Raw genomic sequence first — 13,062 nt, forward strand, 5'->3', positions numbered from 1 at the left:
ATTCCGATATTAAAAAATTGAATTATGAGCACTAAAGAAAAAATTTCGGAAGAATTACTGCTCGAAGAAGAAACAGTAAAGCAAAACGAAATTGTACTTTTTAATGACGAGGTAAATACCTTCGATCACGTTATCGATACCTTGATCGATGTTTGTGAACATACTCCCGAACAGGCAGAACAATGCTCTTTGATTGTTCACTATAATGGGAAATGCACCGTAAAAACCGGTGAATATAAAGATCTTGAACCGCGTTGTAGTCGGTTGCTTCAGGCAGGTTTAAGTGCAGAGATCGTATAGAAAAAAATACTTCAAAAAACTAAGACAGAGGGTTTTATATACTTTCTTGGTCTTATCACGCCTTTTATCCAAAGTGCTTACATTTTAGCGCACTAAAAGATTATTTTGCATTAGTAGGGGCTTTCACGATTGATTATTTTTATCACTTAATCAATTCAAAAAGAGCATGGCTACATTTGAGAGAATTTCCATTAAGGAAAAAATAGGGTATGCCTTAGGGGATGGCGCCGCGAATATCGCATGGCGTGGAGTAGCCACTTTTCTGTTCATTTTTTATACCGATGTGTTCGGATTGAGCCCTGTTACCGTTGGGGTGTTAATGCTGGTGGCCCGTTTTAGCGATGGTATCAGCGATGTACTTATGGGGATCATCGGGGACCGTACGACCTCTAAATATGGCAAATTCCGTCCTTGGATCTTATGGACGGCCATTCCATTGGCCGCTATCCTGTCCCTCTTGTTCACCAGTCCGGATTTGGGCGAGACCGGTAAGATCGTCTATGCCTATATTACCTATATCTTTTTCACCTTGATCTATACGGCGAACAATGTCCCTTACGGAGCTCTGATGGCCGTTATGACCGGGGATGACAAGGAGCGTACCAGTTTGGGGTCTTATCGTATGGTCGGTGCTTTCGGTGGTGGCATGTTGGTCCAAGGGGCCTTATTGTTCTTGGTTGCTTATTATGGCAACGTTGATCCTACTATCTCCATTGATCAACTGGAAGATGAAAAATATAAGGTCGTTGTTTCAACCCATACCGATGTTGAGAACGTGAACATAAAAACGGAAGATGGAATCGCCAATTTCACATGGGACGATAGGCAAATGGTCTCTGGGGAAAATGCACCTACCCATGGTAAAAGTTTCTCTATGAAGGCCAATGAGGACTATACTTTTATTGTTGAGGGGGAACAAAACCTGACCAAGGACAAGATCACCATCATCGACCAAAAAAGAGGGTATAGTAATTCTATGTACCTCATGTCGGTCTTTTTGGCCATTTTAATGTTCCTGACCTTCTATTCCACCAAAGAGAGAATACAACCACCCAAAGAACAAAAAAACAACCTGAAACAGGATTTCAAGGATCTTATAGCCAACAAACCATGGTTGGTGTTATTGGTGATCGGACTGTTGTTCAACGTCTATAATTCCATAAAACAAGGGATTGTCATTATTTACTTTACGCATTATTTGAATAATCAACTTTTGGGTGCCTCTTTCTTGATCGGTCTTATGATCGCCTCGGTACTTGGGGCCATGGCAACGTCTCCCTTGGGCAAGAAATTCGGTAAACGCAACCTGTTTATTTATGCCTTACTTTTTTCCGGTGGGGTAAATGCCCTATTGTTCTTTTGCGGACCCGAAGATATTACCGCGATATTTACTATTGGTATTATCTCCGAATTCGCTGCTGCCATCTTCCCGACCTTGTTTTTTGCCATGTTGGGCGATGCCGCGGATTATTCCGAGTTCAAAAATGGGCGAAGGGCAACGGGACTTATCTATTCCGCAGGCTCGTTCGCTACCAAATTCGGTGGTGGTATTGCCGGGGCGATTATCGGTATGATCTTGGGTGCATTTCATTATAGCGGACAAGATGCCAGTTCCATTGAAGGGGCCATTCCCGGTATTATCATGTTGATGAGTTGGGTGCCCGCATTGATTACCGTGCTGGCAGCAGGATTAATGCTCTTATACCCCTTGACCCAGAAAAAGCTAGATGAGATCACCCTGGAACTTCAAAACAGAAGACTTCAAGAAGAAAAAATAATAGAACAATAATTTAACGAGCAAATCGCCCCGAATCGTAATGTTTCATTACAAAAGCGATAAGGGGGTATTTTCTCGAGGTAGAACAGAAACACAGTCATTAACTTTAATATAAACATATGAAATACGGTCATTTTGACGATGCGAACAGGGAGTATGTGATTACGAACCCACAGACCCCTTACCCATGGATCAATTATTTGGGTAATGAGGATTTCTTTTCCTTGACTTCCAATACCGGTGGTGGATATACTTTCTATAAGGATGCCAAATTTAGGCGTTTAACACGATACAGATATAATAATGTACCTATCGATGATGGGGGGAAATATTTTTACATTAAGGATGGGGATACCACTTGGTCACCTGGTTGGAAACCCATGAAAACACCTTTGGATAGCTATGAATGCCGTCATGGGATGAGCTATACCAAATTCAATAGTTCAAAGAATGGGGTAGAGGCACAGATTCTTCAATTTATTCCTTTGGGATTTTGGGGAGAGCTTCAAAAAGTATCCTTGAAGAACACTTCTTCGGAAACCAAAAAACTGAAATTGTTCTCATTTGTCGAATGGTGCCTGTGGAATGCCGAGGACGATATGACGAACTTCCAACGTAACTTTTCCACCGGGGAAGTAGAGATCCAGGATTCAACCATTTACCACAAGACCGAATTCAAGGAAAGACGTAACCACTATGCTTTTTATAACGTGAATGCCCCTATAGATGGGTATGATACCGATCGCGAATCGTTTTTGGGATTGTATAACGGGTTTGATAATCCCGATGTCGTTAACGACGGAGCTCCAAAGAACACCGTGGCCCATGGTTGGTCGCCTATCGCATCTCACTATATTGAGGTGGAATTGCAACCGGGCGAATCCCGCGATTTTATCTTTATGTTGGGCTATGTTGAGGTAGCTCCCGAAGACAAATGGGAAAGCAAGGCGGTCATCAATAAGAAGCCTGCCAAGGAAATGATGGCAAAATTCGATACCGTGGAAAAAATTGATGCGGCCTATGGGGAACTGCGGGCCTATTGGGACCGACTTCTGGGCAAGATCAATATAGATTCCGGGGATGATCGCTTGGATCGTATGGTGAATATCTGGAACCAATACCAATGTATGGTCACCTTCAATATGTCGCGCTCCGCTTCCTTCTTTGAATCAGGAATAGGTCGTGGTATGGGCTTTAGGGACTCCAACCAAGATTTGATCGGTTTTGTACACCAAATTCCGGAACGTGCCAGGGAACGTATCTTTGATATCGCATCTACACAGTTCGAGGACGGTTCGTGCTACCACCAATACCAACCCTTGACCAAAAAAGGGAATTCGGCCATTGGGGGCGATTTTAACGACGATCCTTTATGGTTGATTTTATCCACTACCGAATATATTAAGGAAACAGGGGATTTTTCCCTGTTGGATGAAATGGTGCCTTTTGATAACGATGCATCACGCGCCAAACCGCATTTCGACCATTTAAAAGCTTCTTTCTACCATGTGGTGAACAATTTGGGACCACACGGCTTACCGCTTATCGGGCGTGCCGATTGGAACGATTGTTTAAACCTGAATTGTTTTTCCGAAGATCCAAACGAATCTTTCCAGACCACAGGGAATAAAAAGGGAAGTACAGCGGAATCACTTATGATTGCCGGACTTTTCGTGGTTTACGGAAAGGAATATGTAAAACTGTGCAAACGCATAGGGAAGGATGTCGAGGCCCAAGAAGCCGAAAAGCATGTAGATGCCATGATCGAAGCCGTTAAGAAAGATGGTTGGGACGGTGATTGGTACCTAAGGGCCTATGATTATTATGGGAAAAAAATAGGATCCAACGAAAACGAGGAAGGCAAAATCTTTATCGAATCACAAGGATGGTGTACCATGGCCGGGATCGGACAGGAAGAAGGGATGGTAGAAAAGTCGTTGAATGCGGTAAAAGAGCATTTGGACTGTGAATACGGAATCGTATTGAACAGTCCCGCTTTCACCAAATACTATATTGAATATGGGGAGATTTCGACCTATCCCGCCGGTTATAAGGAAAACGGGGGCATCTTCTGTCATAACAACCCATGGATCATGATCGGGGAAACCGTTTTGGGCCGAGGAGACCAAGCCTATGAATACTACACCAAAATTGCCCCCAGTTTCTTAGAGGATATTTCCGAACTGCATCGTGTGGAGCCCTATGTATATTGCCAAATGATCGCCGGTAAGGAAGCATCCAAACCCGGGGAGGCCAAAAACTCCTGGTTGTCGGGAACAGCTTCGTGGAACTTCTTTGCAATCACCCAATACATCCTCGGTGTAAAAACCGATTATGACGGATTGGTCATTGATCCCTGTATCCCTTCAAAATGGGACGGATTTAAAATGACACGGGAATATCGTGGGGCCACCTATAATATCGAAGTACAGAATCCCGAGCATATCAGTAAGGGCGTAAAACGCATCTTGGTGAACGGTTCGGAAATCGATTCGAAAATAGTTCCCATATTAGAGGCTGGAAAAGAACATTCTGTACAGGTGATCATGGGATGACCTAATGCGGTAGCTTATCCTTGATCACCCCGTAAACGAAGGTGCCAAGGAGGGCCGCAGCGATTACAATGAGCATGCTGAAGACGCCTGCTCCCACCAAAATGTACATGGGTCCTGGACATGCACCTGCCAGGGCCCATCCCAATCCGAAAATACTACCTCCCAGAAGATAACGGGTAAACCCCTTTTCCTTGGGGTTGATGTTTATTTTGTGTCCCTCTATGTTTTTGAGTCCACTTCGTTTCATCAATGCTACCCCGATGACCCCCAAGAATACGGCCGATCCTATGATGCCGTACATGTGAAAGGACTGGAATTTGAACATTTCATAAATACGGTACCAAGAGACCGCTTCGGACTTTACCAATATGATTCCGAAAACCATACCGACGAATAGATATTTCAATAATTTCATGATGCCTTGAATATTAGGGGTAAGATAAAGTGTGTCATGATCAGACCACCGATAAAAAAGCCGATAACGGCCACTAAGGAAGGTTTTTGCAGATTGCTCAATCCCGAAATGGCATGGCCAGAGGTGCAACCTCCGGCATAGCGGGTACCGAAGCCGACCAAAAAGCCTGCGATTATCAAGACAGACATCCCCTTAACGGTAAAAACCGCACTCCAATCATATATTTCCGGGGGCAAAATGGCTGCACCGGCATTATGGAACCCCATGGTTTCCAAATCGTTGATCGTTTCGGGTGAAAGTGCTATGTTAGACCCATCGGATAGGAAATTCACGGCAATAAATCCCCCTAAGATGGCCCCAAGGACGACCACTAAATTCCAACGTTGGGCCTTCCAATCGAACTTAAAGAAATCGGCATATTTACCCGCCCCACCGATACTACATAAGGTTCTAAGGTTCGATGACATACCGAACGATTTGCCGAAGTAGAACAGCAATAGCATAACGAAAGTGATCAATGGCCCGGTGACATACCACGGCCAAGGTTGAAGAATTATTTCCATTCCAAAGTTTTTGCAAATATAAACGAATGGATTTATTCGGTTTTTTTAGAGGAACCTTACACTTTTAAGCGGTTAATCGTGATGGGGAATGTTATAGGTTCACATCTTAGTTTACTATTTCTTCCAAAAATATAATTCCGGCATGCTTTGATGTTTCTATAATAATTCCTTTGGCATTTAGTAGTTCTGGTTTTTCAGATTTTTTAAAGAGGTGTTTTTTAATTTTGCTGTCATTTTTTTCAAAATGCAATACAGTATCTAACCCTTCTAGGTTTTCTGCAACCTTTTTACTTAAATTTTCAACCTTAACGACTTTGAATTCCCCCCTGATTTTTTCTTTTTCCTTCAAATCTTTTTTTGTGGAATGCACATACGCAAAATAGGTGAATACAATAGCCAATATCACGAGTAAAAGAACAATACCGATCATTGTTGGGTTTTCATACATTGGTTCGGTGACGTCTTCTAATTTTCTGATTCCTTGTTTCTTATCGAAAATTTTTATGAAGTTCCATAATTCAGGTGGGGCCATTAAAGCGGAAATTCCTAGAATAGGAGCAATTATTGCCGTTTTTTTAAATTTAGCATTGCCTTCTTCATATTCCTTTTCAACTTTTTTTAATTCTTCTGGCGTTATTGGTAATGTAGAATTGTTCATGGGCTATTATAATGACAAAATTGTATGGTTATAAAACGAAGCTTCATTTAAAATAGTATGGATTGAAGATTCACTTTACTTGAATAGGGTGGGTTAGGGTCCGGTTAATGTTTTATTTGTATTAAATGTGCTTTTTAAACACACATATTGTTCCTCAAACATTTGTCAATAGCTTCCAATATTTTGAATGGCCTATTTTTATTTTCGAAGTAAATCGAGGAATTTCCACATGGGCAATAGGAAGGCGTCCATAGAGCATTTCACGATAGTGAAAGCGGTCTGGACGCTGTGGCAGTGGAAAATCCGTAGATTTTAAGAAAAGGAAAATCAGCCTAGCGGTTTTAATTTTTTTTAGGCAATGCAAAGAAGAAAAGAAACTGAAATTGAAGCGATGAGTAAATTAATTTATCTGACGTTGGTAGAAGTAATAACCTTCTTAGACAAGAACCAAAATTCGAATCTATTTTCAATGTCCTTTCATTTTCTTTACTTGTCTAAAGAAAACGAAACAAAAGAAACGACACTCCTTCGTTAGGTGCTCACAAAATAGAAGGAATTTTGTGACCGCCGCTAGGGCCTAAATTATTTCCAAGGCTTCAATAATTCTTTACGGCCCTATTGCCTGCACTACAGAAGGAGATCGACCCCGAAATGTACCATCTCAAGTTTCGGACAGTTCGTTATAAATCAATGCCCCATTCGGTTTTAAAAGCTAATCGAAGGGTTTCCCGGCCTATTTTCAATTTCGTAGCAAATCGAGGAATTTCCACATGGGATGTAGGAAGGCGTCCATAGAGCATTTCACGTTAGTGAAAGCGGCCTGGACGCTGTGGCAGTGGAAAATCCGTAGATTTCAAGAAATGGAAAATCAGCCTAGATTTTTTTGGATACTTTTTTCATCAATGGAAAAAAGTATTGAAAGAAAAAGTTGAATAAATTGGTTAATTCCCCTGCAACTCCAGTATTATATATACTAAACTTTTGCGATTGTCCCATTAATAAAACGGCATAAGATCTTGGCTTTTCCACGTTGATTTTGGTAAGCCATACAAATCACATAAGAACTTGTCATTTCGACAGAGTGTGGAACGAGCGACGAGAAATCCCATACTCCCATTCTAGTGTGATTCCTCTTCGTACCTCATTCGGAATGGCACACCGATTTTAAAAAGAATGCCAGCCTTGCAAATCAAAGTTTTCATTTGGTTGGGAAGTATATCAAAAAGTTTTTTGCCCTATTTTATTTTCGTAGTGCATATAATAGTCGGCAAAGCACCCTTACCCTATTCCAGTTGCCTGTTTTAAATAGTATATTCGTCCTATTAAAAATATAGTAATGAAATTCCTCTTTCCCATTTTCCTATTTGGCAGTATGTTGTGTGCCCAAACAAACCATTACGAAATCTCTTTTGACAATGCCGTACACCACGAAGCGGTGGTACAGGGTACATTCCCGGAGCTGAAAACCGATACCGTGGCCTTTCGTATGAGTCGTTCTTCCCCTGGGCGCTATGCGCTACATGAGTTTGCGAAGAACGTGTACGATTTTAAGGCGACCGATAGCAAGGGCAAGGCTTTACATGTGTTGCGCCCTGATCCGTACCAATGGCAGGTATTAGGTCACGATGGCCTTATTACCATTCAATATACCCTGTTTGCCAATCGAGGTGGGGGAACCTATTCCCAGGTGGATGAAACCCATGCCCATTTGAACATCCCGGCGACCTTTATGTACGCCCCTACCTTGGAAGACCGGAAAATAGAGGTGGATTTTAAGGTGCGGAAGGATCTGAACTGGAAGGTAGCTACACAATTGCCCTTGGTTTCCGGCACTACCTATTGGGCCCCGGATCTGTATTATTTTATGGATAGCCCTACCGAGATAAGTGATTTTTCGGTTCGGGAATTTGAGGTGGAGGACCACGGTAAAAAACAAAAGGTACGCTTTGTACTCCACCACAACGGAACGGAGGAGGAATTGGATGCCTATTTCGAGAATGTAAAGAAAGTAGTGCTTGCCGAACGGGAGGTCTATGGCGAACTGCCTGCATTTGATTATGGTACCTACACTTTTTTGGCCTGTTATATCCCCAATGCCTCAGGTGATGGTATGGAGCATAGGAATTCCACCATTCTAACGAGTACGCGAAGTCTGGCCAACGGTGGGGCGAAAAGGAATATCGGTACGGTGTCCCATGAATTTTTCCATGCGTGGAATGTAGAGCGCATACGTCCGAAAGGGTTGGAGCCTTTTGATTTTGAAAAAGCCAATATGAGCGGTGCCCTTTGGTTTGCCGAAGGTTTTACCAGTTATTATACCCAACTGAATCTGTGTAGGGCGGGCATTATTTCGCCGAAAAAATATGTCGAAGGCATTTCGGGCACTTTTAACTATGTTTGGAACTCCCCAGCAAGGCGATTTTTCAATCCGGTCGAGATGAGTTACCAAGCACCCTTCGTAGATGCGGCCACTTCGGTAGATCCCGTGAATAGGGAGAATACGTTTATTTCCTATTATTCCTACGGAAGTGTGTTGGGCCTTGCGCTGGACCTATCGCTACGGGAAGAAAAATTGAACCTCGACGATTTTATGAAACAGGTTTGGAACACCTACGGAAAATCGGAGATTCCCTATACTTTGGGAAACCTTCAACTAGCGTTGGCCGATTATGCAGGTCGCGATTTTGCCGATACTTTTTTTGATAATTACATCTACAAGAGTGGCATGCCTGACTACAAGGTGCTTTTAAACGCTGTGGGGGTTACCTTGGCACAAAATGCGGAGAAACCTTATTTTGGGGCCGCTGTGGCATTGAATGGGGATGGACATGGGGAAATACGCTCCAACCCTAAAATAGGTACACCTGCCTATGTGGCCGGATTGGACAAAGGGGATGAGATCACCATAATCAACGGGGAAGGTTTTCCTGACGGACAGCAATTCAGTGCCTATATTAAAGGACTTCAAGTAGGGGATACCCTAAAGGTCGTTTTTAACCGGTACAACGTTCAAAAGGAAACCAACGTTGTATTAGCGCCGAACCCTAACTACCGTATTTTTCTATCGGAAAAAGAAGGGACCAAGGTTTCTAAAAAGCAGTTACAGCTAAGAAACGAATGGCTTAAGACCCATGAGTAGGGTTTACATGTATGACTTTAACAATGTTTTCAACGATATAACTTCGGTATTACTTTTTAATCCATAAAGGTGTTCCGTCTTCCCACTTATTATGTGATAACCTAAATTTCTTCCCATCAGTTAATCTGATGGCCGAAATTTCACCATACATCTGGGGACTGAAAATGAAGGGTTGTATCAAAGGTTGCTCGTCATTGATTCCGAATTCTTCCGTGGTGTATATAAGCCACTCCCCATCGGGAGAAAAATGCGGATGTGCTTCCTGTCCGGAAAAAGTGGTTAACTGTCTTGGTTCGCTCCATCCATCGTTGACCCTTTCAACCATATAAATATCCATGGTTTTTACAATACCTTCTTTATCGATGCCATTCACGTCGGAACAATAGGCTATTTTGTTTCCATCATATGAGATCGCAGGGAAGGCTTCCTTGTCCGGACTATCGGTGATATTGGTCGTATTTCCATTTTCTTCAAAATAAATATCCATATTGCCGGTTCTTCCACTACGAAAAACCATAACCGTATTGTCTTCGGAATAATCGGCGAATCCGGTGTTGCTTTCCAAATCGGTAACATTTTCCAATGATTTGTTTTCCAGGTGATAGCGATAAACACCGCCCTTTGCTTCCGGACTCCTTCTAAATCCTCCTACTGAAAATTGGAGGTACTTACCATCTGGAGTAACTTTGGTATCGATGATATTCGAAAACTGCGGGTTAAAGTCGGGGTCAGGTTTAAAGTTGAACAAGTGCTTTATTTCATTGGTCGTGTAATCAACGGCATAAAAATCTTTTTCAGTATTAAAAAAGGAGGACAACATAAGAGCCGCATATAAAACAAGCAAACCATAGGGAATGAACATAAAAGCATACAATCTATATAAAGGGGCAATGGGTTTATAATGTTTCTTTTTTTGCGTAAAGCGGTAATATGACAATGCCCCTAAAAGTAAAAGTAGCGCCCCAAAAATGAATAAAAACGGCTTCACTTTATTTAGGGGGAGCAGGTAGGTAAACAGCTGGTCATCGGTATACTTTATAAAAAACATGACAAGGGCAAGGGCCACTACCGAAAAAACAATATGTTTCCAAAAGGGAATGGTCTTCCTTTTTTTAATGCTTTTATAGATTCCGAAGATGAACCAAAAAATGGCGAGAAAGGGCAGTAACAAAATAACATAGGCAAAGGGGGAAAGGGCTTCCTGAAAATTGTTGACCTCGGAAACACCATATACGATCTTCCCATCTGGTGTTGCCGGGGCGGCAAAAGAGCGCCTAACCCCATATAATGAAAGAGCTTTGTTGGGTAGGTCGTTTATACGTTGGGGGCTGTTCTTGACCAAAAGGTCGCCCCTAAAATCGTTGATGTTCGTTGGTTCCCGTGGTGGTGTCTCCCCACCATGGTAGAGCATGATGCCCGAATCGTGGTAGTCTACATTCAACATATTCATAGGTTGTACCCAAGTAGAATCTATTTTTTGTGTTTTTGGATCGAGTCCAAGGATGGAAAACCCATTCGGTTGCTCTAGAAAGCCTGTGAATAGAATATCGCCATTGGGTTTTAATATAGGGGATAAACAAGAATAGCCATCCGGGGATATTTGCTCGGCATGCGTACCGGTATTGGACATCTTGTAAAGCTTGAAGGTTTTATTTCCGCTGGCAAAAAGATAATCGGCAGAATAATACAAGATTTCCCGGTCATCTTGTGACCACACGGGGCTACCCTCCCAGTTTTCGGAATAAGTGAGTCTTTTTGTATCGCCACCATTGGCGTTCATGACATAGATATCCCCTGTACGTTGCAAGGAGAAAACCAATCTTGGATGCGGTTTTGTTTCATGTGCCCGATCACTTGAAAAAGCGATTTTTTTCCCGTCATGGGAAAACCTAGGTCTAAAATCCCCACCCTTACTGTTCGTGAGATTCACGGCCTCGGAAATATCCAGGGTGTCGGAAGGTGAAAAAGGAAGTTTATAAATGTCCGAGTTTCCCTCGTGGGTAGATACAAAGACCATCCATTTGCCGTCAGGTGAAAAATCGACCTGATCTTGCATGGAATTACTGCTTACCAAAAGGCGTGGAAGGGAATCTCCCTCGGTACTTTTGCGAAACAATTGTGGGCGACCGTTGCGTTCCGAGGTAAAGACCACCCATTTGCCATCAGGTGAAATTTTGGCGTCATAATCCAGACTTTCGTGTTTCGTGAATTTTGAAAAGTTTTTGCCATCGTCTTTGGATAAGTAAATATCCCATCCTTGCGGCCTAAAGGAAGAATAAAAGACTTTCTCTTGGGCCGGTGCAAAATTTGCGAAAATGAAGAGAAAGATAATGAGTAAGGTTGGTTTTTTCATATCCTACAGGTTGTGGATAAAAGATAAAGGGGGAAGACTTGTATCCTTTTTTTGGCTCTTCTTAAATTTCCAATAAAATATGCAGATTAGCAATTCTAATAGGATGAATCTGAAAAATAACCGATAAAGTGCTGTAGATTAAGTAATTGTGATAGTTCGGGAAAAGTAAAACCCCTATAAAATATTTTTCTGAACTTCAATAATTCTTTACGGCCCTATCGCCTGCACTACAGAAGGAGGCCGACCTCGAAATGTACCATCTCAAGTTTCAGGCAGTTCGTTTTAAATCAATATCTCCATTTGGTTTTAAAAGCTAATCGAAGGGTTTCCCGGCCTATTTTCAATTTCGCAGTAAATCAAGGGATTTACACATGGGCAATGGGAAGGCGTCCATAGAGCATTTCACGCTAGTGAAAGCGGCCTGGACGCTGTGGCAGTGATTTTTATTTGCTTTTCTCAATGTGGATCTTAACAAACTGGCCATGCTGCGGCTGGCTCCTTTAAACCAAGGTATATTATACCTTAGTTTTTCGGCCCTGTTTCTTTTTTTGGCAATGCAAAAAAGAAAAGAAGTTGAAATTAAAGCGATGGGTAAATTAATCGATCTGTCATTGGTGTGAAAAAGGAGCTTCTTGGACAATAACCATAATTCGAATCTATTTTCAATGTCCTTTCATTTTACTCAAGTGGTTATTATTTGTTTTTAATAGGATTTCGTGAATCTTCGATTTCTTTACTTGTCTAATGAAACCGACGCAGGAGGTTCATGAATACCTTATTTTAAAATAGGCAAGCAATGAATAAAACGAAATCTAAAATATACGAACCTTTATATTCATAAATTAAATGGACCTTCCATGTTAAGAATAGTATTTCCAATTTATATTATAGTTCTTTCATTTTCTTTACTTGTCTAAAGAAAACGAAACAAAAGAAACGACACTCCTTCGTTAGGTGCCCACAAAATAGAAGGAATTTTGTGACCGCCGCTAGGGCCTAAATTATTTCCAAGGCTTCAATAATTCTTTACGGCCCTATCGCCTGCACTACAGAAGGAGATCGACCTCGAAATGTACTATCTCAAGTTTTGGACAGTTCGTTTTAAATCAATGTCTCCATTTGGTTGGCAAGTTTATCTAAAAGTTTTTCGGCCCTGTTTTTTTTTGGCGATGCAAAAAAGAAAAGAAGTTGAAATTAAAGCAATGAGTAAATTAATCGATCTGTCATTGGTGTGAAAAAGGAGCTTCTTGGACAATAACCATAATTCGAATCTATTTTCAATGTCCTTTCATTTTACTCAAG

8 protein-coding genes are annotated in these 13,062 nt (G+C 41.8%); 4 read left to right on the forward strand and 4 right to left on the reverse strand.

What is annotated here, in order from left to right; genetic code table 11:
* Window positions 1-24: 24 nt before the first annotated feature.
* The 3 genes from GJ691_RS12880 to GJ691_RS12890 all read left to right on the forward strand — a co-directional run bounded on the left by GJ691_RS12880 (window position 25) and on the right by GJ691_RS12890 (window position 4,632).
* A complete protein-coding gene (locus tag GJ691_RS12880) occupies window positions 25-300 on the forward strand; it encodes an ATP-dependent Clp protease adaptor ClpS (protein ID WP_154367515.1) in 276 nt (91 codons plus the stop codon).
* 166 nt (window positions 301-466) lie between these two features.
* Window positions 467-2,089, forward strand: a complete 1,623-nt coding sequence (locus GJ691_RS12885; protein WP_154367517.1) for an MFS transporter — start codon at window positions 467-469, stop codon at window positions 2,087-2,089.
* Between the two features lie 107 nt (window positions 2,090-2,196).
* Entirely contained in the window at window positions 2,197-4,632 is a 2,436-nt protein-coding gene (locus tag GJ691_RS12890) for a glycoside hydrolase family 94 protein (RefSeq protein ID WP_154367519.1), read from the forward strand.
* A gap of 1 nt (window position 4,633) precedes the next feature.
* On the opposite strand, the gene GJ691_RS12895 is transcribed toward GJ691_RS12890, so the two are convergent.
* The 3 genes from GJ691_RS12895 to GJ691_RS12905 all read right to left on the reverse strand — a co-directional run bounded on the left by GJ691_RS12895 (window position 4,634) and on the right by GJ691_RS12905 (window position 6,268).
* Window positions 4,634-5,047 carry a DUF6691 family protein gene (locus GJ691_RS12895; RefSeq protein WP_154367521.1) on the reverse strand — a complete coding sequence of 138 codons (414 nt, stop codon included), beginning with the start codon at window positions 5,045-5,047 and terminating at the stop codon, window positions 4,634-4,636.
* The gene (locus tag GJ691_RS12900; protein WP_154367523.1) at window positions 5,044-5,610 is read right to left on the reverse strand and encodes a YeeE/YedE family protein; all 567 of its coding nucleotides are present in this window, start codon (window positions 5,608-5,610) and stop codon (window positions 5,044-5,046) included. The genes GJ691_RS12895 and GJ691_RS12900 overlap by 4 nt, the downstream gene beginning before the upstream one ends.
* Before the next feature lie 106 nt (window positions 5,611-5,716).
* Window positions 5,717-6,268 (reverse strand): hypothetical protein, encoded by a 552-nt coding sequence (locus tag GJ691_RS12905; protein ID WP_154367525.1) that lies wholly within the window; start codon window positions 6,266-6,268, stop codon window positions 5,717-5,719.
* A gap of 1,336 nt (window positions 6,269-7,604) precedes the next feature.
* Between GJ691_RS12905 and GJ691_RS12910 the strand changes: the two genes are divergently transcribed.
* Window positions 7,605-9,407, forward strand: a complete 1,803-nt coding sequence (locus tag GJ691_RS12910) for a M61 family metallopeptidase (protein ID WP_154367528.1) — start codon at window positions 7,605-7,607, stop codon at window positions 9,405-9,407.
* A 49-nt stretch (window positions 9,408-9,456) separates the two neighbouring features.
* On the opposite strand, the gene GJ691_RS12915 is transcribed toward GJ691_RS12910, so the two are convergent.
* Complete coding sequence (locus GJ691_RS12915; protein WP_154367529.1) at window positions 9,457-11,760, reverse strand: TolB family protein; 2,304 nt, start codon at window positions 11,758-11,760, stop codon at window positions 9,457-9,459.
* Window positions 11,761-13,062: the final 1,302 nt, after the last annotated feature.

Origin of the sequence: Maribacter luteus (assembly GCF_009674825.1) — a bacterium.
GTDB classification, from domain to species: Bacteria; Bacteroidota; Bacteroidia; order Flavobacteriales; family Flavobacteriaceae; genus Maribacter_A; species Maribacter_A luteus.